We start from the raw sequence: 25,799 nt of genomic DNA, 5'->3' as shown, positions 1-25,799 counted from the left end.
TAACTCAAATTCAAGGAGAAAACATGTTTGTTTTAAGAGATTTGCCCTACAGCAAGGATAGCATGGGAGATTTTCTAAGCCCCACCGCCTTTGACTACCACCACGGCAAGCACCACCAAACTTATGTCAACAACCTCAACAACCTCGTCAAGGACACGGAGTTTAAAGACAGTTGTTTATTCACTATTCTCACTAAGTCTAGCGGAGGGGTGTTTAACAACGCCGCGCAAATCTACAACCACGATTTTTATTGGGACTGCCTAAGCCCTAAAGCCACCGAAATGAGCGAAGAACTCAAACACGCCATCACCACTGATTACGGCTCACTCGAAGCCTTTAAGGAGGCCTTCATTAAAAGTGCCACCACGCTCTTTGGCTCCGGGTGGAATTGGGCGGTGTATAACCCTGCGACAAGCAAAATTGAAATCGTGCAAACCAGCAACGCCCACACCCCTGTAACCGAGCAAAAAGTCCCCCTTCTAGTCGTGGATGTGTGGGAACACGCCTACTACATCGATCACAAAAACGCCCGCCCCGTGTATTTGGAGAAATTCTACGAACACATCAACTGGGCGTTTGTGTCCGAGTGTTTAGAGTGGGCAAAAAAGGAAGGTTTGGGCTCTGTGGATTATTACATCAACCAAATCGTGCATAAGAAAGCCTAGCCGTGCAAGACCCCCTCATCATCGGCTCTAAGACCTTTGCCTCCCGCCTCATTGTAGGCAGCGGCAAGTATAAAGACTTTGCCACCACCAAAGAAGCGACCTTAGCTAGCGGGGCGGACATGCTCACCGTGGCGGTGAGAAGGGTAAACATCACCGACCCCAATAGCGAAAACCTGCTAGACACCTTTAAAGACACGCACATCAGCTTTTTACCCAACTCCGCCGGCTGTGTCAACGCCAAAGAAGCCATTGCGCTTTTTAGGCTTGTTAAAGAAGCAACGGGGATTGATTTTATTAAGCTTGAAATCATCGGCGATCAGCGCACGCTCTATCCCGACACTCTAGAGACTCTAGAGGCGTGTAAAATCCTTGCCAAAGACGGCTTTTGTGTGCTTGCCTACAGCAATGACGACCCCGTCATGGCTAAAAAGCTAGAAGATGCGGGCGCGAGTGCCGTGATGCCTTTAGCCTCACCCATTGGCAGCGGGCTTGGGATACAAAATCGCTACAACATCGGTTTCATCAAGGAAGCGGTGAGTGTGCCTGTGATTGTGGATGCGGGCGTGGGCTGTGCCTCGGACGCAAGCATTGCGATGGAGCTAGGCGCGGATGGGGTTTTAACCAACTCTGCCATCGCTCTAGCCAAAGACCCTGTTTTAATGGCAAAGAGCATGAAGCACGCCGTTTTAGCCGGGCGCCAAAGCTATCTAGCCGGACGAATCCCTAAAAAAGCCTATGCCAGTCCTAGCTCTCCCGTCTTTGGGCTCGCCCAACTTTGAAAGACACCCTTTTTTGTGCCCCCCTGCCTAAACGCTTTGAGTTTGATAGCCAAGTGGCGGGCATGTTTGATGACATGCTCACTAGAAGCATCCCCCACTACCAAGAAACCTTGAAACTTGCCAGCCACTTTGTGGCGCAGGATTTGGTGGGCGTGGTTTATGATTTGGGTTGTTCTACGGGCAATTTTTTAGCCACGCTTGCGCCCCTACTGCCCGCTGACACCTCCTTAGTGGGCGTAGACAATGCGCCCAGCATGCTAGAAAAGGCAAGAGAAAAATTAAAGGCCCCCAATATCACCTTTCGCTGTGAAGATCTCTTAAACACCCCCTTAGAGAACGCGGGGGCTATCGTCTTGCTCTACACCTTGCAATTTGTCCGTCCCTTGCAACGCCAAGCCTTGATCGAGCGCATTTTTACCGCTCTAAGACCCGGGGGGGTGCTCCTTGTGGCGGAAAAAATGATGAGCTTGGATCGCATTTTAGATAAGCAAATGGTCGAACTCTACTACCTTTACAAGCAAGCGCAAGGTTATAGCCTGAATGAAATCAGCTTTAAACGAGAAGCCTTAGAAAATGTCCTTGTGCCCTACAGCTTGCAAGAGAACATGGCCCTCATGGAGCAAGCGGGCTTTAAGCATGTGGAAGTGCTGTTTAAGTGGGTGAATTTTGGGCTGCTTTATGCACGCAAAACTTAGGGGCAAATCGCCTCTAATAAATCCAAATCAAAGCCCTTTAGAGCGGTGTACTCGGGGCGATCTTGCGTGGTAAGAAGCCTAAAGCATTTGATGCCAAGGCTCTTTAGCACCAGTGCCCCGATGCCAAAGTTTTTCAGCGTGTCGTGCACTTTAGCCTGCGGGTCAATGAAGATCAGCACCCCACCCTCAAGCTGCAGCCGCTCCACCACCCGCATAAAAAAGCCGTAGTTTGCTGCATGGCTCAAGAGCTCGCGATCGCTCCTAATGATGTGGAAACGCACCAAAGGGGCATCGCTTAGGTTGCCAAATTGGTAGACAAAGTGTTTGCGCTTTAAATGGTCTAAAAACACCAGTCCCTTGCAAGCCACGCCTGCCAAGTAGGCGGGCGACTCCTCCACAAGGTTTAATAAGTTTTCGCTCTGCAGGCGATAACTCACAATATCGGAAACATATAAAATCTTTAGCTCGTGGGTTTTGGCAAAGTCTAGCAGGAATTTATCCCCCCTCTTTGCCATAGAGCCATCTTCTTTCATGATCTCGCAAATCACGCTGACTGGCTTTAGCCCCGCTAATTTGCATAGATCCACGCTCGCCTCTGTGTGCCCTGTGCGCACCAACACCCCTTCTTCTTTGGCAATCAGGGGGAAAATATGCCCCGGGCGCACAAAGTCGGCGGGGCTGCTGTGCTCTTTACACAGTAGCTCAATGGTGAGTGAGCGCTCATAGGCGGAAATGCCCGTTTTGGCGGCCTTTGCGTCAATGGAGATCGTAAAGGCCGTTTCGTGTTTGGAATCGTTGTGGCTCACCATGGGTTTTAAATCAAATTTGCTCGCGATCTCTTGGGTGAGGGCCACACAAATGAGCCCCCTGGCGTATTTTGCCATGAAGTTGATCTTCTCAGGGCTGGTGAAAATGCCTGCCATCACCAAATCCCCCTCGTTTTCGCGATCCTCGTCGTCCATTAAAATCACCAACTCCCCATTTTTGAGGGCGTTGATCGCCTGCTCCACTCTCTCTAAATTTGTCATGCACTCCCTTTAGGCTAAATCGAGCATTGTAGCACAACTCAATATTTGTCTGTATGAGCTTATAATTAGAGTTATAATTTTCACATAGAAAGGATTTATATGCGTTTGTTCATTTTCGCTTTGTTGATGTGTTCTTGCTTTGGAGCACAGATCAAGATTGCGGCGGCAGCAAATTTAAGCCAAGCCCTAAAGGCGATCAAAACCGCGTTTTTAAAGCAACACCCCAAGGATAAAGTTTTAATCAGCTTTGGTTCTTCAGGGCAGTTGTTTAACCAAATCACCCAAGGCGCGCCCTATGATTTGTTCATCAGTGCCGATAAAGCCCGCCCCCTACGATTGGTGCGAGGCGGCTACACCTCTTACCCCGTGCAAGTCTATGCTAGAGGGGTTTTGGTGCTTTGGAGCGCAACTAAGCCGGTCAAATCCTTAGACGCGCTGCGCGATTCTTACGACCATTTGGCCATCGCCAACCCCACCCTTGCTCCCTATGGACGCGCAGGCATGGAAGTGTTGAAAAAATTGCGCCTTGCCGACACTTTGCAGCTTAAGATCGCCGAGGCCAACTCCGTGGGGCAGGCAACCTCCTATGTTGCTAGTCAAGCCGCACAGCTAGGCTTTAGCGCCCTCTCTTTAATGGATAAAAAGGCGCATTATTTCGTCATACCCCAAGAGTATTACAGCCCCATAGAGCAAGCAATGGTGCTCACTAAATGGGGCGGGGGCAAAAAATTAGCCAAAGAATTTGAAAGTTTCATTTTAAGCGCCAAAGGGCAAGCCCTTTTAAAAGCCTATGGCTATTTGATCGCCCCCTTTGACAACTGATTTCATCGCCACGCTCGCCCTCACCTTCAAGTTGGCGGGCCTCACGACCTTGATTTTATACCCCATCGGGCTAGCTTTGGGGGCGTATTTGGCGTTTAAAGACGGGGTGTTCAAACTTTTGGTGGAAACCTTAACTTGGATGCCTTTAGTCTTGCCTCCCACGGTGCTAGGCTTTTATCTTTTGGTGCTCTTTGCGCCCACAAGCCCCCTGGGGGCGTTTTTGCAAAAGTTTCACATCCGTTTTGTTTTTAGCTTTAGCGGTTTGGTGCTTGCCAGCGTCATTTTCTCTTTACCCTTTATGGTAAACCCCATCCAAAACGCCCTAAAGGGTTTGCCAAAGTCGCTAAAAGAAGCCAGCTACACGCTGGGCAAAGGCAAAATTTTTACTTTCTTTCGGGTGCTTTTACCCAACATTAAGCCCGCCCTACTCATGGCAGCCACCATGACTTTTGCGCACACCATAGGCGAGTTTGGGGTGGTCATGATGGTGGGGGGCGGGCTTGAAGGGCAAACAAAAGTGGCAAGCATCGCCATTTACACCCAAGCTGAAGCAAATAATTTTTCCCTAGCCAATCAGTATGCCCTCACTTTAAGCATTTTGAGCTTTACACTCCTTTTTGGCACACTCCTTCTTCAAAAACGCTGGCAAGCTTTTTACAAATTTTAGGGTTTTTGTGTTAGAATGGGGGCTTAAATCATTTAAAGGTTTGTGTGATGAAGCAAGAAGCGAATTTGGCGTTCGGCGTTGGTGCTTTAAAGAAAGCCGCCTCTTTGTGCCTATCCGTTGGATTGGTTGCAGGATTTGTAGGGTGTGGTTGGTTTAAAAAGCCCGGTGTTACGCAGCTCATCCCACCCTCAGCCACAGGCTTACAAGCCCCCATTTACCCCCCCACGACTTTTAACAATGGGCGCAGCCCCCGTTCCATGCCCGTTTTTCCCAAACCCGCCTCCTCTTCTCCACAGATCGAAACTCGCTTTGACAATTCCTCCCAGAGCGTTGCGCCTTCTGCTGGTGAGAGTGCCATGATCACCAACACTCCGATCCTCACCCCTACTAATATCATCGAACTTAGCGCAGTGGGGATGGGTGTCGCACCCGAATCAACCATTTCACCCTCTCAGGCTTTGGCTCTAGCCAAAAGGGCGGCGATTGTGGATGGTTACCGCCAACTAGGCGAAAAAATGTATGGGATCCGCGTGAATGCGACCGACACGGTCAAGGACATGATTTTACAAAACTCTGTGATTAAAACAAAAGTCAATGCCTTGATCCGCAACGCCGAGATCACCGAAACGATCTACAAAGACGGGCTTTGCCAAGTGAGCATGGAGCTCAAATTGGACGGGCGCATTTGGTATAATGTCTTTAACCGCGCACGCGGATAGGGCAGTGGGCTAGATTTTGCGCTGGGGTGCTTTGTGGGGGCGGTTGTTAGCCATTGGGTTTCTTGGCTTTCTTGTGAGTGCTTGCCACCACCAACCCAAACCTAAAAAACCCCATAGGTCTCATAAGTCCCATAAACCTCATAAGCCCCATAAAAAACTTTTCATTAAAAAGAGTTATGCCCAGCGCGAAAGAGAACAAGAAGCCAAGATCAAGCAAGAGTTAGAAAAATTCAAGCTCATTTACATCTACACGCCTGTATTGCGTTTTTATGACTACGGCACAATCGGGCGCACCAAAGAGGGGGATTTGGAGTTGGTGCTCTACAAACTCAGCCACCGTTTTGGCGACATTGTCATCAAAAAAAACTACATCTGTTTTTCGGGCACTTGCACGGCGAAGTGGAGCGCAGCTAGGGATATGTTTGGCAAGGTGAGCTATGGCGACCTTTTTGACGACATAGTCCTAGGGCGGGATATTTTTCAAGGCATCGGCAAGCAGATCGCCCCCAATGGCACGCTCATCCAACGCTTTGTGGAAAACGGGCAACTCATCTACTACGAGCGCACCTTTGGAAAAATCTTGTTCCAAAACATGACCACCGGCACGGCCGTGGTGATCGAGCAATACCACCCACAGTAGGGAGCTTGTTTGCGTTTACGCTTTTTATGCCCTCTTTTACCGGTGTCTTTGGTGGCAAATGGATTTCAAATCTCCGAACAAAGCCTCAATGGCACGGCTTTAGGCTCGGCGTATGTCGCCGGGGCTAGGGGGGCAGACGCGAGCTATTACAACCCAGCAAACATGGGCTTTGCCAACGATTGGGGGGAGAATCGTAGCGAATTTGAAGTAACCAGCACGGTCATTAATATCCCCGCTTTTAAGTTTATGGTGCCTAGCAGCAACCAAGGTTTATATTCCATCACAAGCCTTAAAATGGGGGGTCCGGAAAACTATGAGGGTATCATCAACATTTTGGGGGCTGGAGGGGTCGCCAAGTCAGCTGCTGACACGCTCATCAATGGGGGTTGGAAAGCCCTAAATGAATTTATCGGTAATCTAGAAAACCTCACTAAACAAAAAGTCTATACGGTGGCTTCCATGCCAAGCAACCAAGTGGTGCCCGGCTGGACAGGCACGACAAATTTTATCCTGCCTAAATTTTTTTATAAAAGCCGCACACACAATGGTTTCACCTTTGGGGGGAGCTTTACCGCCCCCTCAGGGCTTGGCATGAAGTGGCACGGACCCGGGGGAGAGTTCTTGCGCGATGTTTTTATCATGATGGTCGAGCTTGCCCCCAGCATCAGCTACACCATTAAAAACCGCTTTTCTGTGGGCGTGGCGGGGCGCGGGCTTTATGCCACGGGCAGTTTTAACAACACTGTGTATGTGCCCTTACACGGCGCATCTGTGCTTAAGGGTAGCCAAATTGTGGGTTTGCCTAACAATGTCTTTAGCCAGCAAGTGCCCGCTAGCATGCGCAATAAGCTTGCTAGCATTGGCTACCAACCTGCTATGGCTTGCACGGCTGAGATGAACCAAAATTCCCCCACCTGCGAGGCTTATTACTATGGGCTTAAGCAAATCATGGAAGATAGTGGGCTCACACAAGCCGACTCTAATCTCTATGGGACTTCTCAGGTCGTGCAACAGAGCAATGGCAGTGCGTGGAGCGGGGGCTATAGGGCAGCGGCGAGCATGCGCGTGTTTGACAATGGCATGTTCTCTGTGGTCTATAACAGCAGCGTTACCTTTAACATGCACGGGAATTTGACCGCCCTCACCGAGCTAGGTCCAAGTTTAGGGAATGTGCTCACACGGGGGCATTTAAACATCAATGTGTCCTTGCCCGAAATGATCGACATCGCCTACGCCCACGAGTTTTTTAAGCACCATTTGCGCCTTGAGGGGGTGTATCGGCGCACTTTTTGGTCGCAGGGCAATAAATTCTTAGTCACCCCCGACTTTGCCAATGCGAGTTATCAGGGCATCGGGGGCACCGTGCAATATCTAAATTCAGCCACCCTCAAAAAAATGGTCGGCTTGGCAGATTTTAGTGGGGTGATGAACATGGGGGCGGGCTGGCGCGACACCAACACCTTTAGGTTAGGGGCGACTTATATGGGGCGATCTTTGCGCCTTATGGGGGCGTTTAGTTACGACCAAGCCCCTAGCCCCCAAGAGGCGATTGGCATTCCCGACTCCAATGGCTACACCATCGCCTTTGGAGCGAAATACAACTTTAGGGGCTTTGACATCGGCTGGGGGGGGACTTTCACCTTTAAAAGCAACCGCAACAGCTACTACCAATCTAACGATTTAGGACAATTGCGTATTTTCTCCGCATCTTTAGGCTACCGCTGGTAGTTTTAAACAAACTACAAGTCCTTTTACTCTACAATGAAAATTTTATTTTATTTTTCAAGGATTGCTATGTCGCAGCCGAGTATCAGCCGCTACATCCCTTGGATAGGGTTTATGGGTGGTTTTGTGTTAGCGATGTCTGCCCATTTGGAGAGCATACAGCAGAGTCTAAATGCGCCCAAGCTAGACATTGCAGAGTTGCCTTTTGTTGCCGCCATTGTGTTTTTAATGGGCGTGTGATAGATGCGTGGGCGATTTAAGCTTGTTACCACCACTCTCAACACCACGACAGCGGTCGTGTTTCTAGCTATGGTTAAAGTGGGTTTTTGGGTTTTGATCGGTGCTTTTGATTATGTCTTGGTTTTACTTTTGTGTACTAAGGATTGCCATGAAGCTTAAATCAAAATTTTTAGGGGAAAAGGCGCGTTACATCACAGGGGCGGTCTTACTTCTTTTAGCCATTGTGGTGCTTTCTTTAAACTCTATGTGGGTGTTTTGGGCAGTGCTTGGGATCGCCTATTTAATTGGGGGGCATGAGGCTCTACAAATTTACCAAAAAATTTATGGTTCTACGCCTAGTGTGTGGCACTATGTAGGCTTAATTTTTGTGTGGTTTTTAGTCTATTTAACCCCCCCCGTTGAAAGCGTGTTCTTTGTGGGCATGTTCATAATCGGGTATTTGGCTTATCGGGCTTTAGATGTGAGCCATGCCTTAGTCTTTCTTTACCCCACATTACCCTTTGTCTACATTTTGGCTTTGTTTAAAGGATTTGGGGTAATGGCGGTGGTGTGGCTCGTGGTGGTGGTGGTATCAACCGATGTAGGGGCGTATTTTGGCGGCCGGCTTTTTGGCAATACCCCCCTAAGCCCCTCTTCTCCTAAAAAGACTTTTGAGGGGGCGTTCATTGGGTTCATGTTGGCTAGTGTGGTGGGGGGACTGGTGGGGCTAAAGTATATGGGTTTTCTCTACGCTTTTGTTGCAAGTGCCATCATGGCAATCAGTGCGATTTGGGGCGACCTATATGAAAGCTCCTTAAAAAGGCGAGCCAACATCAAAGACAGCGGGAATATTTTACCCGGGCATGGGGGGGTGTTGGACCGCTTGGATGCCATGTTTTTTGCTGCTGTGAGTTTGCACTTTTTGCTGCGCACCAAGGCAACCCTAGAAGTGTCTTTATGATCATTTTAGGTAGCACAGGCTCAGTAGGGCGACAAGCTCTAGAAGTGGCGCAATTTTTTAACTTGCCCATAGAGGCGTTAAGTGCGGGGCGCAATGTGGAATTATTAAATGCCCAAATCGCTACACATAAGCCCAAAAAAATCGCTATCTTAGATGAAAAAGACTACCCTCACCTAAAAGCCCCCACGGGCACAGAAGTCTTTATCGGGGCAGAGGGGATTGCCCAAATGGTGGTGAGTTCTAAAAGTGAACTCGTGTTGAATGCTCTTGTAGGCTTTGGGGGGCTTGAGCCTAGTCTATGCGCTGTGAGGGCAGGTAAAACTTTAGCTTTAGCCAATAAAGAATCGTTGGTAGTGGGTGGGTGGCTCTTAAAGGACGCACAAATTTTGCCCATTGACAGCGAACACTTTGCCCTCCACTCTTTGCTTAAAAACACGCCAAAAGAATGCATAGATGCTTTATTTTTAACCGCTAGTGGAGGGGCTTTGCGCGACACTCCCCTAGAGCAAATCGCACACCAAAGCCTTAGCGAAGTGCTTAAACATCCCAACTGGCAAATGGGAATAGACATCACAATCAACTCTGCAAGCATGATCAATAAACTTTTTGAGGTCTTAGAAGCATATTGGCTCTTTGGAGGACTCAAAGTGGAGGCATGCATTGAGCGCAGCTCTTGTGTGCATGCGCTTGTGCGCTTTAAAGACCAAAGCTGGCACGCCCAACTTAGTCAGCCAGACATGCGCCTACCCATTATCCATGCTTTAAGCCCCAAAAATGCTCTAAATGCCCCTATGAAACCCTTAGATTTATTTAACACTTCGCTAAACTTTGAACCCATCGATTTGATCAGGTATCCCCTTTGGGGCTTTAAAAATTTGTTATTACAACAGCCAAAACTAGGTGTTGTGCTGAATGCCAGCAATGAAGAAGCTCTAAAAGCCTTTAAAACGGGGGGCATTTCTTTTGGAAAAATGAGGACATTGGTAGCACAAAGTTTAGAGCACTTTAAAGACAATCTACCCCCCTTAGAGAGTTTAGAGCAAATCAAATCTTTGGATTTGCAAGTGCGAAACTTTGTACGAAACTTAAGTTAAAGTTAATCTTGTTTGGATAGAATTAGCCCTTTACGGAGTATGGCGCAGTCTGATTAGCGCGCACCCTTGGGGTGGGTGAGGTCGTGGGTTTGAATCCCGCTACTCCGACCATTTTTCCTTCATAGACCCGTTTAAGATGTTTTTTAGCTATTCTTTATATGTATCAGTTTGTAAGGTTTATAATGCCTTTAACCCGGCTTGCATTGCCTTACTTTTTCCCTCTAATGAGAGGTCTTTCGTAGTTGATGTCATCGTCTTGGTCTTGCTGTGCACCTTGCTGTGCACTTTGTGTAGGGGCTTTTTTCGCTGTGGTAGATTTGCTAGGTGCTGCGCTTTTGGTGGGGGTGCTTTGGCTTGTGCAAGCTGTCATTAAAAGAGCGGTGCAAAAGGTAGCATACAAAATATGTTTTTTCATGATCTTTTCCTTTATCAATTTTAAACCCGCCATTATAGCACGCTTTTAGCCAAAGCCCTACCATTTGACTAGTTAGCAAATTATAAGTGTGGCAACTTTTTATACCGATATGTTTTTTATGAATCCTTCCACATTGGCTTGGAGTTCTCGTTTACTCCGGGGCATTAGGTTTTTGACATAGGAAGCCTACGAGTTGCTCCACGAACTGCCCGCAAGCACCAACCCCTAAAAAGCCCACCTGCATTTTGTATTTGTCAATGAAGTTAAAAAGGTAATCTGCCCCCACTTATAGCCCGCATTGAGGCTAAAGCATGCATATTGCTCATCCCCGAGGTGTAACCGCTCAAGGCAAAAGGCCACGCCTCATTGGCATACACCTCCCAGAAATGGTGGTTTTTACTAAGGTGTATTGCAAACCGCCCGACACATACACGCCATTTCTCTTAGCCAACGCCACGCTAGCCAAAGCACACAACACCCCATACCAAGCCCGAACCTCTTCATAAACATCAAAAATCCTTTAACTAAAAATCAAAATTACCCTGCTGGCCTTTGTTCATGCTTGCATACACGCTGGCAACATAAGCTTTTCTATCCGCACACTCTAAAGTCAAGCTGCAACGCAGACAAGAGCCTACACCCTTGCGCTCTTGGCAAGCCTGCACCTTTTGTTTCAATTCATCTAGTTTTTGTTCAAACGCATCCACTGCTTTAGTGCCTCCATTTCCTCTTTTGAGCCTAGAAAACACGGGCTTTTGTCGTGCAGACTGTTTAAGGGGGTGTTTAAGATATTTTGCACGCCATCAAAGCTAAGGCCCCCCGCCTTTTCAACCACAAAGGCTAAAGGATAGACCTCAAAGAGTTTACGCAACTTGCCTAAGGGGGCATCTTGGGTGGCGGGGTAGCAAAAGAGCCCCCCCTCTTTGCTGAGTAAGTGATGGACATCGGCGACCATGCTCCCGCTGTAGCGCAGGCGGTAGCCCTGCTTGAAAAACGACATTAAAAATTCCACATAATCAGGGCTAAAGTGCTGCCAGCTGCCCCCTGGGGCAATGTTCTTGCCCTTGTCTTTCAACTCAAAGCATTTCTTGCTATGCCACGCGTGGCTACCTTCATCAAAAACCTCATGCACCACACCCTGTGTGCTTGCCACCACCAACTCTAACTTCGCTCCATATAGAATATACGCCCCCATTTGAATATGGTGTGCCATATTTGGCTCAGCAAAACCCAAAGCAGGGCGGGCATACACCCCAAAAATGCTCCCCACTAGAAAATTTGCCCCCACCACGCTAGAGCCATCGAGCGGATCAAAGGCGATTAAAAAATCTCCCTGCTCTTTATACTGCGCCTCTTGCCTCTCCTCACTCATCACGCCCCCTATGCTTGGCACTTGCATCAGGGCATCAAAAATGAGTTGATCCACCGCCACATCCACGGCGAGTTGTAAATCTGCTGTGGGGTTTTTATGCGCGGTGTAGTGGGTGTCGCCCTGCTTGATGGCTTGATACACTTTGGGGGCGAGGGCTTGCAGAGCCTGCACAATCGGGGTTAGCATTTTCTTGTCCTTTAGAATTTCGTGTTATCATTCTAACATGGATTGCGTGGATTTAAACAGCGACATGGGCGAGGGCTTTGGGGTGTACCGCTTGGGCGATGACACCGCCATCATGGAGTTTGTCAGCAGCGTAAATTTGGCTTGTGGCTGGCATGCGAGCGACCCGTTGATCATGCAAGAAATGGTGGGTCTTGCTCAAAAATCAAACCTAGGGCTGGGCGCACACCCGGTTATCCTGACTTACTAGGCTTTGGGCGGCGCCATTTGAATATCAGTCCTAAAGAAGCTAGGGTTTATACCCTCTATCAAGTGGGCGCACTCTTTGCCTTTGCCAAAGCACAGAAAACCCCCTTGCAACATGTCAAATTGCACGGGAGTTTTTATAACCAAGCCGCCTATGATCTCAAACTCGCTTTGGAGGTGCTTAAGGGGATCAGAGACTTTGACCCCCATTTAATTGTGCTCGCGCCCAGCCTTAGCCCTATGGCAAAGTTGGGGCAGGACATGGGTTTAAAAATCGCTGAAGAAGTCTTTGCCGACAGGCACTACTTAGACGATGGGCGGCTGGTGCCAAGAGACCACCCAAAAGCCTTTGTCAGTGATTTAAACGAAGCCCTAATGCGCGTGGTTTGCATGGCAAAAGAGCGCAAGGTGCAAACCATCAGCGGCAAGAGCATAGACATCGTGGCTGACTCCATTTGCGTACATGGTGACAATCCCCAAGCGGTGTGGCTAGCCATGCAAATCAGAGAAGTTTTGCTAAAAAACGGGGTAGCCATCAAACCTCTAGGAGAGTTCATAAGGGGGACGCATTAGCCACTTACTCGGAGCAGCTTTTTTAATGGCGACCTCAGCGGTGGGCCCGGGCTTTCTTACCCAAAGCGCGCAATTTACCCAGGAGCTCAAAAGTGCTTTTGCCTGCGCGATCCTCATCGCCACCCTAGCCTCTTTGATCGCCCAGCTCAATGTGTGGCGGGTGCTTGCAGTAGCCAATCAAAGGGGGCAAGAGATTGCCAGCACCCTAGTGCCCGGGCTTGGAGCATTTTTAGCCTTTTTAATTTGTCTAGGGGGGTTGGTTTTTAACATTGGCAATGTGGGCGGGGTGGCGTTGGGCTTGCAGGTATTGGTCGGACTGAATTTAAAAAGTGGGGCTGGGCTTGGGGCGTGTTTAGCCATTTTTGTGTTTCTCTTCAAGCGGGCGATGCTTTTCATGGATAAAATGACGCAAATTTTAGGGGTGTTGATGGTGGCACTGATGGTTTTTGTCGCCCTGCATGCCAAAGCCCCCCTGGCGCAAGTCTTGAAAGAGAGCCTACACCCGAGCCACTTTTCTATGGTGGCGGTGTTGACTTTAATCGGGGGCACCGTGGGGGGGTACATCATTTTCTCGGGCGGGCATCGGCTTTTGGATGCTGGGGTTTGTGGTGCTCATCACTTAAAAGAAGTGGATTTAGCCGCCTATTTAGGCATCTTTGTGGCAACTTTAGTGAGGGGGCTGTTGTTCTTGGTGATTTTAGGGGTGGTTGAGAGGGGAGTAGTGCTAAATCCTGCCAATCCCGCTCTTAGTGCCTTTGAGTCCTTTGGGGGGTGGGGACGGGTGGTTTTTGGCGTGGTGTTTTTAGCCGCAAGCCTCACCTCCATTGTGGGCGCGGCTTACACGAGTGTGTCGTTTTTAAAGAACTTAAGCTGGGTGAGGCGGCAGGAGAACACTTGGGTGGTGGGCTTTATCGGTGTGTCGGCTCTCATCTTTTTGGGCATAGGCAAACCCGCCACGCTCCTAATCGCCGCTGGGGCACTCAATGGGCTGATTTTGCCCCTAACTCTAGCCCTCATGCTCATCGCCGCCAAGAGCCCTAAAATCGTGGGCACTTACAAGCACCCCCCCATCTTAAACGTGCTGGGCTGGGTGGTGGTGGGCTTTAGTGGCTATTGGGGGCTGCTCTCTTTAAAACCGCTCTTCAAACTCTTTGGGGCTTAAAGTGGAGTTTAAACCCTGCGCTGAGGATGCTTTGTTGATCACCTTGGGCGATCTGATTGAACCTAGCCTCAATGCCAAGGTGCGCTTGTTGTGTGAAAAATTAAAGGTGCAAAGGTTACAAGGGGTGCTAGAGATTGTGCCCGCCTATGCCTCGTTGCTTGTGGTGTATGACCCCTTCATTTGCTCTTATACCCACTTGGTGGAGCAGGTGCAAGCCTTGAGCCTAGAGCTCTCTACACAAGAGGAGCAAGAGGTGTATTTGGTGGAAGTGCCCGCCTGCTATGAGCTAGGGCTGGATTTACAAAGCGTGGCAGAACAAACGGGTTTAAGCGTGGCGCAGGTGATAGAAAGGCACAGCGGGCGGGATTACTTGGTGTATTGTTTGGGTTTTTTGCCCGGCTTTGTTTATTTGGGTGGGCTAGACCCTGCGCTCAAACTGCCCCGCCTTGCCACGCCTAGATTAGAAGTGGCTGCGGGCTCCATTGGCATTGCCAACGAACAAACGGGCATTTACCCCATCGCTAGCCCGGCCGGCTGGCATATCCTCGCTAAAACCCCCATCAGTCTTTATCAGCCCAACAACGAACCCCCCGTCTCTATTTTTGCCGGCGATTATGTCCGCTACAAGCCCATTAGTCTCAAAGAGTTTCAAAATAGCCCACACACCCTAAAGCGCACCCTTGTGCCAAAGGATAGCCTGCATGCCTAGTGTGCGGGTGTTAAAAGCGGGGCTAAGCACCACTATCCAAGACTTGGGGCGGGTGGGCTATCTTGCACTAGGTATCCCTATAAGCGGGGCGATGGATCCCTTTAGCGCATGTGTGGCAAATTGGTTAGTGGGCAATGCCAAAGAGCAAGCCCTTTTAGAAATGACCTACACGGGCGACACCCTAGAGTTTTTAAAGCCCATGCAAATTGCCCTTACTGGGGCAAATTTAAGTCCTAAACTCAATGGGGCGCAGATTTCTAATTGGGAGTCTTATGCCGTGCAAGCAGGCGATATTTTAGAATTTGGCCAGCTTGTGAGTGGGGCTAGGGCGTATTTGGCTTTGAGCGGGGGGGTGCAAGTGCCCCTAGTGCAGGGTAGCAGAGCAACTTACATACGCGCGAAAATCGGGGGCTTTTTGGGGCGCACGCTGCAAAGGGGCGATGAGATATTTACACTCCCAAGCCCTCCGCAACAAAAACGCTTGTTACCAAAGAAGCACCGCCCCCTTTATACCAAAGAAACGAGCCTGCCCGCCCTCTTAGGCACAGAGGCGCACTATTTTAGTCTGCAGAGTGTGCGCCGCTTTTTCCACTCCACCTACACGATCACAAAAAGAGCCGATCGCATGGGCATTTGTTTAGAGGGAATAGCCCTCGAGCGGCGTTTGTTAAAAGAGCTGGTGTCTAACCCCCTGGTTCTGGGCAGCGTGCAAGTGCCAAACAGCGGGCAGCCTATCGTTTTAATGGCAGATAGGCAAACCTTGGGGGGCTATCCAAAAATTGCCACCCTACTTAAAGAAAGCGTGGTTGCCCTCGCCCAAATGCTGCCCGGGCACAAGGTGCATTTCATCCCCATCAAATTAGAGCAGGCGCAAGAGAGATACAAGGCCTTTTATGAAAACCTTGCTAGGGTGCAAGAGCTTTTAAAATAAAGCGGGGTCCATGCTACTAGGGATTTCTAAGTCCATGAGTTTTAACACGCTGGCGGCGACATTGTTTAAGCCACCGTTTTTCAGGCGTTTGACCCCATGCCCCATCACAAAACAATAGACCTCATAGGTGGTGTGGTTGGTGAGTACCTGCTCGCCTTCTTGCATGTGTTCGCAGTTGCCATGGTCGCTGGTGAGCACTAGGGCGTAATCTAACTCCTTGGCCAGTTGCACAATTTGCCCTAGTGCCTTATCCACCGCCGCCACTGCCGCCACCGCCGCTTTAAAATTGCCCGTGTGCCCCACCATGTCCCCATTGGCAAAATTGACGATGATTAAATCCTTGCCCTTTTGCATGTGTTCGCAGACGGCATTAGCCACGCCAAAGGCACTCATCTCAGGACAGAGGTCGTAGGTTTTAACCTTGGGGCTTTCGATCAAAATCCGCTCTTCGTTTTTAAAAGGCTCTTCCACCCCACCATTGATAAAAAAGCTCACATGGGCGTATTTCTCGGTTTCGGCAATGTGCGCTTGGCTTAGCCCCGCATCTGCCACCACTTGGGCTAAAGTGTGGGTGATGTTGGGTTTTTCAAAGAGCACGGGGTAGGTAAAGTCGGGGCTGTAGCTTGTCATTGTGGCGATGTAAAGCTCTGGAGGGGCTTTAAAGCCCTCTAGTTCCTCACTCCCCCCCAAAGCTTGGGCTAATTGGCGCATGCGATCGCTTCTAAAGTTAATGCAAACCACCCCCTCGCCATCAAACATGCCCGTGTAGGTGGCAAAGCTAGCCGGCTCGATGAATTCGTCAGTGATCCCTCGAAAATACATTTCTTTAATGTAGCGATCGGGACCAAAGTCTGTTTTATTGGCGGCGTGCACGATGCAGTTATAAGCCTTTAGCAGCCGCTCGTAGCGTTTGTCGCGATCCATAGCAAAGAAACGCCCCGATAGGCTAGCGATGCGGATGTTTTCGCTACAAATGGAAGTGATGTGTTCTAAATAGCCCAATGCGCTTTGGGGCAGAGTGTCGCGCCCATCGGTGATGAGATGCAACCACACTTTTTTACCAAGTCTTTCTAAGAGCAAGGCCATGCTGGTGAAGTGCTGGATGTGCGCATGCACCCCCCCATCACTCATCAATCCAACAACATGCACCACTTTGGCGTGATCAGTTACGCTCTTTAAGGCGGGGTTGTCCTCAATGTCCCCTGCTGCAAATGCCTTAGAAATGCGCACCAAGTCCTGGTAGAGCACCCGCCCCGCCCCCATGCACATGTGCCCCACCTCCGAGTTGCCCATTTGCCCTTCGGGTAGCCCTACACTGAGGCCATGCGTTTTGAGCAGGCTATGGGGAACATGCTCAAAGAGCCAATCGTAGGTGGGCTTTTTGGCCGCCATAAAGGCGTTGCCTTCAGGGTTGGGGTTGTGCCCGATCCCATCCGTGATGATTAGGAGGGTCTTTTGCATTTAAAACACCGGCGATTCTTGCATCAAGATGATTTTATTGGCATCCTTGCTGTTTTTAGGCGTTTTGCCCGTGTGGGTTTTATCCCTAGGTTCGGTGTATTTAGGTGCGCTCTGGTGCGCTCTGGTGGTTGGTTTTAGCTTGTGGTGGGGGTGGGGGTTGTAGTGCTTTTTGGGGTGTGGTGGGGCTTTGGGGTGGGAGCGATTTGGGGTTCGGGTTGCATTTGCGCCACCTCCTTGCTCGCATGTGCATATTTTGTATACTCGGTGGTTTGTAGAGGTGCAGCTCGGGTTTCATCCACGCTCTCTTCTAAGGTGGGCATCATGCCTTGCAAGGTTTTGATTTTGGCGACGATGTCTTGGTAATACTCATCGGCAATTTGGTCAATGCGTTCGTTTTTTTGCCAGCGTAAACCCTTGTAGTAGGACTTGATCATGTCCTTTAAATCCCCCTTATGGATGCGCTTCCAACTAATCAAGGTGTCTAGGGCAACTCTAGAGGCGAAGTTTTTATCTTTAATGAGCAAATCCCCATACACGCTTTGCATAAAACGGGTGTCGCGCTCGTTGTAAAGCTTAAGCACATCGGGAATATAGGCATGGTAAATGCCTGCACTCGGGTCGCTAAAATCCACCCGATACATGCCCGCGCAAGACTCTTTCCACGCAATGGCGGCTAACTCGTAGCCCAAATTATCTTTAAAACCGTAGCGGTAGGCATACACCAAAATGCGTTTTTGCGCAAGGCTAAATTTATGCGGATCCACACACTCAGCCAAAGACACCTTCTTTTTTACCTGATCTGCGATCAGGGCGTTAGGCAAAAAAAGACAAGCTAACAAGGCTAACGAAAAAAAACGGACCCTTTTTAAAACCGCTCGGCACACGCATTGCATAACAAACCTCTTAAGAGTTTTTCATTGTGATTTTGCTATAATTGTAGCAGAAGTAACCCTTGAACACCATAAAAACCACCTTTCACATAGGAGTCTACTTGGACCAAGCCCTCCTTGTTGAAATCTTGTTAGAAGAGTTGCCCGCTAAGCCCCTTTTGCAAGAATTCCCCCACATGCTAGACAAATGGCAAACCCTTTTAAGCGCACACGACTTAAGCACCGATACCAGGTTGCACTACACCCCCACAAGGCTTGTGTTGCATGCCCCAAATTTCCCCACCCACACGCCCACAAGCACACAAGAGTTTTTCGGTCCGCCTGTGGCTGTGGGTGTAACAGACAATGCCCTAAACGCCATAGGGCAAGGCTTTTACACAAAATTGAACTTGGAAGTGCCTCGTATGTGGCAAACAGCCACAAAAAATAATAAAGAAGTTTTATACGCTTGCATGCAAATTGCGCCCAAGCCCACAACTCCCCTCCTAGACAGCCTCATTTTAAACTTCTTGCAAGCCCTAGACTTTGGCAAAAGCATGGCGTGGGGGGAGGTCAAAGCCCGCTTTATCCGCCCCGTGCATAATATTTGCGTGCTTTTTGGCAGTGATGAAGTCCCCTTGCCCCTTTGCCAAGAAACCTTTTTATGCACCACAAAGCGCGCCACAAAATTGCACTTCTCCAAAGGCTTTGGCTGGCACAAAACCCCTAACATAGACGCTTATTTTGACACCTTAGAACAAGGTAAAGTCATTTTAGACCCCAAAGCTCGAGAAGTGAAAATCTTAAACGAAATCCACGCCCTAGAACAAGAGCATGGGTTTAAGGTGCAAGTGGATAGCGATTTGCTCGCCGAAGTCGTGGCGATCACAAGCTACCCCACCGCCCTTTATGGCAAATTTGACCCCACATTTTTAAGCCTACCCCCTGAAATCACCACCACCTCCATGCAAGAGCACCAACGCTACTTTGCCATTTTTAAAGAGGGGGTTTTGCACGCGGGCTTTATTGTAGTCGGCAACACGCCCTTAGACAACCCTACCGACTTTAAAGACATTGTGGCGGGCAATGAAAAGGTGCTAAAAGCACGCCTTAGCGATGCCATGTTTTTTTATGAAAACGACTTGAAAAGCCCCTTTAGACCGCAAAATACAGGCTTAGAACAAATCGCCTTTGTGCAAGGGCTAGGCACACTCGCTAGCAAAGTCCAAAGGGAGCAAACGATCGGGCAAGCCCTCGCACAAAAATACGCCCCAAATTTACAAGAAGACTTAAAAGAAGCCTTGAGTTTGTCTAAGCTCGACCTGCTTAGCGAAGTGGTCTATGAATTTCCCGAATTACAAGGGATCATGGGGGGCTATTACGCCAAAGCCAAGGGCTACAAAGAGAGCGTTTGCACCGCCCTAAAAGAGCAATACCTCCCAAGTGCCGAAAACGCCCCCTTGCCCTCTAGTCTTTTGGGGGCGTTGGTGTCTTTAAGCCACAAATTCGATAGCCTCTTAGCCCTTTTTAGCGTGGGGAAAATCCCCACAGGCTCTAAAGACCCCTTTGCCTTGCGCCGCGCGTGCAATGGCATTTTACGCATTTGTTTGCATTTCAATTTGCCTCTTGATTTGCAAATAGACACCCAAGAGCTGGCTAAAAATTATCAAAGTTTTAACACCGCCCTTTTAAGGGATTTTGCGCTAGAACGCCTAAGCCACATTTTAGAGAACATCCCCGGTTATAGCCTAAATATTTATAAGGCCGTGCTCTCAGGCATCGCCCAAAGCCAAGGGGCTTATGAAGTCTGCCAAATCGCCCAAAAGGTTCAAGCTTTAGCCACTTTCTTAGAAACTACGCAAACTAGGGAATTTGTGGCGGTGTTTAAAAGGGTGGCAAACATCACACAAAATTATAAGCCAGATTTAGAGCCCAGCCCAAAACTCTTTAAAGACCCTAGCGAACACGCCCTTTACAACGCTTTTTATGCTTTGCAAGCTAGAAAGTTCAAGGATTATTTAGAGCAACTACACGCCCTGTTTGCGCTTAAAGAGCCTTTGGAAGTGTTTTTTGACAATGTGCTTGTCAATGACCCCGATTTGGCTGTGCAGAACAACCGCAAAAGCCTACTAGGGGCGATTTATCGGGCATTTTTAGGCATTGCGGAAGCCAAAGAATTGTAGGCATGCGCTTAGCTTTGTTGTTGTGGGGGTTGTGGCTCGCAGCTTTAAGTGGGCGCAGTTTCACTTTAGCCGAGTTTTTTAAGCGGGTGGAGCGCAACTCTATGGAGCTCATCCAAAAAAAGGCAACTTTTATCAGCCTCTTAGAAGAGCAAAAATCCACCAATGCGTGGGACTTTCCTTACATCTCCAATGAAACCTCTATGGTGCGCAACTACCAAGGTATTGCAGAAGCCCAACCCCGCACGGTTTTAATGATCACGCCAAAGTTGCCGTGGGTTAGCCGTCTCTTAGCGCGCAGTTTATCCATTAAGAATGTGCAATACCGCAAGAGCTATGAACTCAGCCGTAATTTAGCTTTCATTGGGGCAAAAAGGCTGTATCTTAACTACATTTTAAACATCGAAAAACACAACATTTACGCTAGACGCGAACAAATCTTCCACTCCCAACTCGATGCGGCAAAAGCAAAAGTCGCCGCGGGGAGCATGTCTAAAAAAGACTACATCAACTTTAAAAACTCTTATTTGGAGTCCAAACTCGCTAAAATCAATATGGAAACACTCATCATTAACCAAGAGCGCACCTTAAACACCATGCTTGCCATCGTCGATCCGATCGGGCAGAACGCCCGTTTTTCTAGCTTTGTGGATCAAGAGCACCAAATTAAAATCCCTGAGTTGAAGTTTGAGTATGTGCATTTGGGCGAACAGGCGCTAGAAAGGGTTTTACAGCACTCTTTATATGTGCAAGTGTTGGATCTGACCGCCAAGGACTACCGTGTCAATGCGAATTTAGCTAATCGGGATGTTTTTCATAATTTTGAATTTGGTTTGGGGACAGAAAGCTATAACTCAGCCACCAATTTGTCGATGGAATTTTACATCCCCCTACCCATAACGCCCAAAAATATCCATTTGAAGCGCAAGTTTATGGCGTTGGAAAACGGCGCACGGGCGCAAAACGAAGTGATGAAGCGCAACATCCACATCAACGTCAACGCCTATTTAGACCAATTACAAACCAAAGAACGCTACATTAAAATCCAAATCGATGCGATCGACAATAAGGCAAAACTCATGGAAATGGGACGGGTTGCCTACGAGGCGCAAAAAATCGGGCTCTTTGAATATCTTTTTTACCAAAATGCCTACATGGACGCACTGATTGCTCTAGCTGAGGCGCGGATTGAATATGTCAATATCACCGCTCTTTTGGAGGAAACTTTGGGCCAAACCCTCACACGCATAGGGAATGTGTATTGAAAGCTTTCATTTTTCTTTTGTGCTTTTGTGCGTTGCAGGCTTATGAAGAGATTGCACTAACTCCCAAACAAATTGAAAGTTTGGGGCTTAAGGTGGTGTCTTTGGATCAAAAATTTGCCACACGCGGTCTGCCCTTCAGTGCCGCCATCGATTTTAATAACCTCAACCTCAAACACACCGTGATCCAAAGCCTAAGCTTCAACGCCACAGTCGTGGCGATTTACAAAAACGAGGGCGAGTTCGTGCATAGGGGCGATCTCATCTGCGAGATCAGCTCCATTGATTTGAGCAACCTTTACTTTGAGTTGCAAAACAACCAAAACAAATTAAAGGTCGCTTTAGATGTCAGCACTAAAGACCACGAACTTTACAAGCAGGGTGTGATCGCCAAGAGGGAATACCAAAACAGCTTTTTAATCAGCGAAGAGATGAGCCTTAAGGTGCGCCAACTCGAAACGACCTTTGCCAATTTTGGCATCGATCCTAAAGACCCTTTAGGGCTGTATGGGTTTCGAATCATCGCCCGCAACAGCGGAATTCTCTCCATCGCCCCCAAAGTCTTAGGCGAAAAGATACTGCCTTTCACGACCTACATCCGCATTTCAGAGAATAACGACCTCATCGCCCGCATAAAACTCCCCGTGAGCTTGTCGCGCTACATCAAGCGCGGGTCGCAGGTGTTCGACCAAATGGGCAACGCCATTGGTAAAATCCAAAGCATATCCGTTGTGCTAGACAAAAGCTCCAACACCATTTTGGCCACCGCCCGCATCGAGGCAGGCAATTTCCATGTGGGCGAGACGACCGATGTCTACATTGAGGGGGCAAAACCCAAAAATTCGCTTTTTATCCCCTCCAGTGCCGTCATTAAAAACGACCAAGATTATTTGATTTTCGTGCGCACAAAAAAGGGTTTCATGCCCACTGCAGTGCGGGTCATTGAAGAGCGCAACCATGTCTTTGTCATCAGCAGTAAAAACATCAACCCGCATGCCAAAGTCGCCACGGGGGCTTTGGTGAGCTTAAAGGGCATTGTCAATAACTTAGGGGACGACGATTGATGCTAGCCTCTCTCATTGAATTTGCCCTAAGACAGCGTGTGGTTGTGCTCATTTGTGCCTTTTTGCTCTTGCTCTTTGGGCTTTACAGCTTTTTTACCACCCCCATAGATGCCTTTCCCGACATGTCTCCTACGCAGGTAAAGATCGTGTTAAAACTGCCGGGCAGTTCGCCCGAAGAGATGGAAAACAATGTCGTCCGCCCTTTGGAGTTAGAGTTGCTAGGGTTAAAGGGGGAGAAGTCCTTAAGGAGCACTTCTAAGTATTCCGTGTGCGACATCACGATCGACTTTGACGACAACATGGACATTTATTTAGCCCGTAACATTGTGAATGAAAAACTTTCCTTAGTGTTGCCCGACTTGCCCCCCGATTTAGAAGGGGGGATGGAGCCCATTGTAACCCCCCTATCTGACATCTTAATGTTTACGATCGATGGCAATTTGGACGACATTGACAAAAGGCAGTTATTAGACTTTCTCATCAAGCCCATGCTGCGCACGATCCCCGGGATTGCCGATGTCAATTCCATCGGGGGGTTTAGCCGTGCTTTTGTGGTGGTACCCGACTTCGACGACATGGCAAGGCTGGGCATTTCTATCAGCGATTTAGAGCACACCCTAGAGGCGAATTTAAGCAACAGCGGAGCGGGGCGGGTCGATCGCGATGGTGAAACCTACTTGGTTAAAATCCAAACCATCGCCCTAACCCCTGAGGAGATTGGCGACATCACCATCTCCACCAAAAAGGGCTTTTTACACATTAGGGATTTTGCTAAAGTCATTGTATCCTCACGCACAAGACTGGGCTTTGTCACGAAAAACGGGATCGGTGAAACCACAGAGGGGCTCGTGCTTTCGCTCAAAGGGGCAAACTCCAGCACCATCATTAAAGCCGTGCGTGCCAAACTAGACAAGGAGATCAAGCCCTTACTGCCCGCCGGCGTGCACACGCACATCTTTTACGACAGATCCGAATTTACAAAAAAAGCCATCAGCACCGTTACAAAAACCTTGATTGAAGCCATTGTACTCATCATCATCACGCTATTTTTATTCTTGGGTAATTTCCGCGCGAGCATCGCTGTGGGTGTGATCTTGCCCTTGAGTTTAAGTGTGGCGTTCATTCTCATCAAGCTCAACCACATGACCTTAAATTTAATGAGTTTGGGTGGGCTCATCATCGCCATAGGCATGCTCATCGACTCGGCGGTGGTGGTGGTGGAAAACGCCTTTGAAAAATTAAGCACCCACACCAGCACCACGAAACTCCACACCATTTACCGCTCCTCTAAAGAGATTGCCGTGTCCGTGGTGAGCGGGGTCATCATCATTATTGTGTTTTTCGTGCCCATCATGTCCTTAGAGGGCATTGAGGGCAAAATGTTTGTGCCCCTAGCCACTAGCATTGTGTTTGCGCTCTTGGGGACTTTGGTTTTAGCCATCACTGTGGTTCCGGTGATTAGCTCTATGGTGCTTAAAGTGCAGGCGCACAAAGAAACCCCACTCACGCGCTTTTTTTATTGGCTTTACACGCCCACTTTGCAATTTGCCCTCAAAAATCCCAAAACCATGCTCATCGGGGCGCTTATTTTTTTAGTATCTAGTCTGTCTCTTTTCCCCTTTGTAGGCAAGACCTTTATGCCAAACTTAGATGAGGGCAGTAGTGTTTTAAGTGTGCACACGGTGCCCTCCATCTCACTCGACCAATCTAAGGATTTGGTTTTACGCATTGAAAAGACCATTAAAGACAAGGTCAAAGAGGTGAAAATGATCGTGGCACGCACGGGCTCAGACGAGCTAGGACTGGACTTAGACGGGCTTAATCACACCGACATGTTCATCTCCTACCTCCCCAAAGAGCAATGGAGCGTGAAGACCAAGCAAGAGTTGCTAGACAAGATTTTGGCAAGCTTGCAGGATTACAAGGGGATCAACTTCGCTTTCACCCAGCCCATTGAAATGCGCGTGTCTGAAATGCTCACCGGCGTTAGAGGGGACTTGGCGATTAAAGTCTTTGGCGACGACATCGAAAAGCTCAATGACTTGAGTGCCCAGATTGTGGAGGTGATTAAAGGCATCAAGGGCTCGGACGAGGTGTTTACAACCCTAAATAAGGGTGTGAATTATCTGTATGTCACGCCAGATAGGGACTCTATGGCAAATGTAGGTATCACTAGCGATGAGTTTGCTAAGTTTTTGAAATCCGCCCTAGAGGGCATCGTTGTGGAGTACATCCCCACGGGCATTTCACGCACCCCGGTCATCATCCGCCAAAACAAGGACATCGCCTCGAATGCCACTTTATTAAAAAGCCTTGAGATGACTTCTAATAGAGGTTTTGCCGTGCCGATCACTTCTATTGCGAACATTACAGAAGTTGATGGTCCCGTGGCGATTGTGCGCGAAAACAGCAAGAGGGTGAGCGTGGTTCGAAGCAATGTCGTGGGGCGGGACTTGGGCGGTTTCGTGCAAGAGGCGCGCCAAAAGATCGCTGAAAAGGTGCAACTGCCCCCAAACTACTACATCACCTACGGCGGGCAGTTTGAAAACCAAGAGCGGGCAAACAAACGCCTAGCCACCGTGATCCCCTTAAGCATTTTAGTGATTTTCTTTATTTTATTTTTCACCTTTAAAAGCGTGCCTTTATCGCTACTCATTTTATTAAATGTCCCCTTTGCGATCACAGGCGGACTTATTGCCCTTTTTGCCAGCCATGAATACATCTCAGTGCCTGCCAGCGTGGGTTTCATCGCGCTCTTTGGGATTGCAGTGTTAAATGGTGTGGTGATGGTAGGCTATTTTAGAGAGCTACTAAGGCAAGGTAAGAGCATAGAAGAGGTTGTGTTTGAGGGGGCTAAAAGGCGTTTGCGCCCCGTGTTAATGACCGCGTGCATTGCCGGGCTAGGCTTAATCCCCTTGTTGCTCTCCCATGGCGTGGGCTCAGAAGTGCAAAAGCCCTTAGCGATCGTGGTTTTAGGCGGACTTGCCACTTCGAGCATTTTAACGCTCCTGCTCTTGCCCCCGATGTTCATGCTTTTAGCGAAAAAATTAAAAGTGGTGTGATGGTTTTAGTGGAGATTTATGCGGACTTGGCGATCAAGGATATGATCGTGGATCACTTGTTCGCCCACGGGCATGAGGATTTTTACTTTGGGGAGTGTTTTGCCTACGCCACTTCTACGCTGTTAAAAAGCGAGAAGGAGCAGGTGAGCGGACGCAAGGACTATGGGCTCTTTAAGCTCTATTTAGAAGAGGAGCGGGCGGACATGTTAGCTAGGCAAATGCAAGCCTTGAGTAAAGAGGCGACTTTGTATTTAATCCCCCTTGGGGCAATCTCCACACCCCTAGCTTAGAACATG

At 48.8% G+C, this 25,799-nt stretch carries 26 protein-coding genes, 1 tRNA gene and 1 pseudogene; 21 read left to right on the top strand and 7 right to left on the bottom strand.

What is annotated here, in order from left to right; genetic code table 11:
* Positions 1–23: 23 nt before the first annotated feature.
* The 3 genes from sodB to cmoA are packed head-to-tail and all read left to right on the top strand — an operon-like array spanning position 24 to position 2,139.
* A complete protein-coding gene (sodB, locus tag K6J74_RS00945; RefSeq protein WP_221272078.1) occupies positions 24–665 on the top strand; it encodes a superoxide dismutase [Fe] in 642 nt (213 codons plus the stop codon).
* Between the two features lie 2 nt (positions 666–667).
* Entirely contained in the window at positions 668–1,444 is a 777-nt protein-coding gene (locus tag K6J74_RS00940) for a thiazole synthase (RefSeq protein ID WP_221272077.1), read from the top strand.
* Entirely contained in the window at positions 1,441–2,139 is a 699-nt protein-coding gene (gene cmoA, locus K6J74_RS00935) for a carboxy-S-adenosyl-L-methionine synthase CmoA (RefSeq protein WP_221272076.1), read from the top strand. The genes K6J74_RS00940 and cmoA overlap by 4 nt, the downstream gene beginning before the upstream one ends.
* On the opposite strand, the gene K6J74_RS00930 is transcribed toward cmoA, so the two are convergent.
* Positions 2,136–3,167, bottom strand: a complete 1,032-nt coding sequence (locus tag K6J74_RS00930; RefSeq protein WP_221272075.1) for a bifunctional 3,4-dihydroxy-2-butanone 4-phosphate synthase/GTP cyclohydrolase II — start codon at positions 3,165–3,167, stop codon at positions 2,136–2,138. The two genes, cmoA and K6J74_RS00930, sit on opposite strands and share 4 nt — an antisense overlap.
* A gap of 99 nt (positions 3,168–3,266) precedes the next feature.
* Between K6J74_RS00930 and modA the strand changes: the two genes are divergently transcribed.
* The 9 genes from modA to K6J74_RS00885 all read left to right on the top strand — a co-directional run bounded on the left by modA (position 3,267) and on the right by K6J74_RS00885 (position 10,125).
* The gene (modA, locus tag K6J74_RS00925) at positions 3,267–3,989 is read left to right on the top strand and encodes a molybdate ABC transporter substrate-binding protein (RefSeq protein WP_221272074.1); all 723 of its coding nucleotides are present in this window, start codon (positions 3,267–3,269) and stop codon (positions 3,987–3,989) included.
* Positions 3,979–4,656, top strand: coding sequence for a molybdate ABC transporter permease subunit (modB, locus tag K6J74_RS00920; RefSeq protein ID WP_221272073.1), 678 nt, complete (start codon positions 3,979–3,981; stop codon positions 4,654–4,656). The genes modA and modB overlap by 11 nt, the downstream gene beginning before the upstream one ends.
* A gap of 47 nt (positions 4,657–4,703) precedes the next feature.
* Positions 4,704–5,375, top strand: coding sequence for an LPP20 family lipoprotein (locus K6J74_RS00915; protein WP_221272072.1), 672 nt, complete (start codon positions 4,704–4,706; stop codon positions 5,373–5,375).
* A 16-nt stretch (positions 5,376–5,391) separates the two neighbouring features.
* Positions 5,392–6,015 (top strand): HP0838 family lipoprotein, encoded by a 624-nt coding sequence (locus K6J74_RS00910; protein WP_260321618.1) that lies wholly within the window; start codon positions 5,392–5,394, stop codon positions 6,013–6,015.
* Positions 6,016–6,024: 9 nt separating this feature from the next.
* Positions 6,025–7,743, top strand: coding sequence for an OmpP1/FadL family transporter (locus tag K6J74_RS00905; RefSeq protein ID WP_221272071.1), 1,719 nt, complete (start codon positions 6,025–6,027; stop codon positions 7,741–7,743).
* 66 nt (positions 7,744–7,809) lie between these two features.
* Positions 7,810–7,980: a hypothetical protein gene (locus K6J74_RS00900; RefSeq protein WP_221272070.1), complete on the top strand. Its 171-nt coding sequence runs from the start codon at positions 7,810–7,812 to the stop codon at positions 7,978–7,980.
* A gap of 148 nt (positions 7,981–8,128) precedes the next feature.
* Positions 8,129–8,920, top strand: coding sequence for a phosphatidate cytidylyltransferase (locus K6J74_RS00895; protein ID WP_221272069.1), 792 nt, complete (start codon positions 8,129–8,131; stop codon positions 8,918–8,920).
* A complete protein-coding gene (dxr, locus tag K6J74_RS00890; RefSeq protein WP_221272068.1) occupies positions 8,917–10,014 on the top strand; it encodes a 1-deoxy-D-xylulose-5-phosphate reductoisomerase in 1,098 nt (365 codons plus the stop codon). The genes K6J74_RS00895 and dxr overlap by 4 nt, the downstream gene beginning before the upstream one ends.
* 33 nt (positions 10,015–10,047) lie before the next feature.
* Positions 10,048–10,125, top strand: a tRNA-Pro gene (locus K6J74_RS00885).
* A 97-nt stretch (positions 10,126–10,222) separates the two neighbouring features.
* On the opposite strand, the gene K6J74_RS00880 is transcribed toward K6J74_RS00885, so the two are convergent.
* The 4 genes from K6J74_RS00880 to K6J74_RS00870 form a co-directional block, all read right to left on the bottom strand.
* Positions 10,223–10,429: a hypothetical protein gene (locus tag K6J74_RS00880; protein WP_221272067.1), complete on the bottom strand. Its 207-nt coding sequence runs from the start codon at positions 10,427–10,429 to the stop codon at positions 10,223–10,225.
* A gap of 151 nt (positions 10,430–10,580) precedes the next feature.
* Positions 10,581–10,715: a hypothetical protein gene (locus K6J74_RS08315; RefSeq protein WP_260321617.1), complete on the bottom strand. Its 135-nt coding sequence runs from the start codon at positions 10,713–10,715 to the stop codon at positions 10,581–10,583.
* 238 nt (positions 10,716–10,953) lie between these two features.
* Positions 10,954–11,136, bottom strand: coding sequence for a hypothetical protein (locus K6J74_RS00875; protein ID WP_015107440.1), 183 nt, complete (start codon positions 11,134–11,136; stop codon positions 10,954–10,956).
* Entirely contained in the window at positions 11,112–11,987 is an 876-nt protein-coding gene (locus K6J74_RS00870; protein WP_221272066.1) for a class 1 fructose-bisphosphatase, read from the bottom strand. Before K6J74_RS00870 ends, K6J74_RS00875 begins: the two co-directional genes overlap by 25 nt.
* 37 nt (positions 11,988–12,024) lie before the next feature.
* Between K6J74_RS00870 and K6J74_RS00865 the strand changes: the two are divergent.
* From K6J74_RS00865 to K6J74_RS00850, 4 genes and pseudogenes are all read left to right on the top strand, one after another.
* Positions 12,025–12,803, top strand: a pseudogene (locus K6J74_RS00865) (LamB/YcsF family protein).
* A 25-nt stretch (positions 12,804–12,828) separates the two neighbouring features.
* Positions 12,829–13,965 carry an NRAMP family divalent metal transporter gene (locus K6J74_RS00860; protein ID WP_221272065.1) on the top strand — a complete coding sequence of 379 codons (1,137 nt, stop codon included), beginning with the start codon at positions 12,829–12,831 and terminating at the stop codon, positions 13,963–13,965.
* Position 13,966: 1 nt separating this feature from the next.
* The gene (gene pxpB, locus K6J74_RS00855; RefSeq protein ID WP_221272064.1) at positions 13,967–14,674 is read left to right on the top strand and encodes a 5-oxoprolinase subunit PxpB; all 708 of its coding nucleotides are present in this window, start codon (positions 13,967–13,969) and stop codon (positions 14,672–14,674) included.
* Positions 14,667–15,605, top strand: coding sequence for a 5-oxoprolinase subunit C family protein (locus K6J74_RS00850; RefSeq protein WP_221272063.1), 939 nt, complete (start codon positions 14,667–14,669; stop codon positions 15,603–15,605). The genes pxpB and K6J74_RS00850 overlap by 8 nt, the downstream gene beginning before the upstream one ends.
* Here the strand turns inward: K6J74_RS00850 and gpmI are convergent.
* Positions 15,597–17,066, bottom strand: coding sequence for a 2,3-bisphosphoglycerate-independent phosphoglycerate mutase (gpmI, locus tag K6J74_RS00845; protein ID WP_221272062.1), 1,470 nt, complete (start codon positions 17,064–17,066; stop codon positions 15,597–15,599). The two genes, K6J74_RS00850 and gpmI, sit on opposite strands and share 9 nt — an antisense overlap.
* A 134-nt stretch (positions 17,067–17,200) precedes the next feature.
* On the bottom strand, positions 17,201–17,842 hold the full coding sequence (locus K6J74_RS00840) for a hypothetical protein (protein WP_260321616.1): 642 nt from the start codon (positions 17,840–17,842) through the stop codon (positions 17,201–17,203).
* A 215-nt stretch (positions 17,843–18,057) separates the two neighbouring features.
* Between K6J74_RS00840 and glyS the strand changes: the two genes are divergently transcribed.
* The 5 genes from glyS to K6J74_RS00815 are packed head-to-tail and all read left to right on the top strand — an operon-like array spanning position 18,058 to position 25,793.
* Complete coding sequence (gene glyS, locus K6J74_RS00835; RefSeq protein WP_221272061.1) at positions 18,058–20,118, top strand: glycine--tRNA ligase subunit beta; 2,061 nt, start codon at positions 18,058–18,060, stop codon at positions 20,116–20,118.
* Between the two features lie 2 nt (positions 20,119–20,120).
* Complete coding sequence (locus K6J74_RS00830; RefSeq protein ID WP_221272060.1) at positions 20,121–21,380, top strand: TolC family protein; 1,260 nt, start codon at positions 20,121–20,123, stop codon at positions 21,378–21,380.
* Entirely contained in the window at positions 21,377–22,441 is a 1,065-nt protein-coding gene (locus tag K6J74_RS00825; protein WP_221272059.1) for an efflux RND transporter periplasmic adaptor subunit, read from the top strand. The genes K6J74_RS00830 and K6J74_RS00825 overlap by 4 nt, the downstream gene beginning before the upstream one ends.
* Entirely contained in the window at positions 22,441–25,503 is a 3,063-nt protein-coding gene (locus K6J74_RS00820; RefSeq protein ID WP_221272535.1) for an efflux RND transporter permease subunit, read from the top strand. Before K6J74_RS00825 ends, K6J74_RS00820 begins: the two co-directional genes overlap by 1 nt.
* The gene (locus K6J74_RS00815) at positions 25,503–25,793 is read left to right on the top strand and encodes a DUF3240 domain-containing protein (protein ID WP_221272058.1); all 291 of its coding nucleotides are present in this window, start codon (positions 25,503–25,505) and stop codon (positions 25,791–25,793) included. The genes K6J74_RS00820 and K6J74_RS00815 overlap by 1 nt, the downstream gene beginning before the upstream one ends.
* The last annotated feature ends 6 nt before the right edge of the window (positions 25,794–25,799 follow it).

The organism is Helicobacter sp. NHP19-012, from assembly GCF_019703325.1.
Classification (GTDB): Bacteria; Campylobacterota; Campylobacteria; order Campylobacterales; family Helicobacteraceae; genus Helicobacter; species Helicobacter gastrofelis.
The sequence above is the reverse complement of the archived record's forward strand: the minus strand, read 5'-3'. Positions and strand labels throughout refer to the sequence as shown.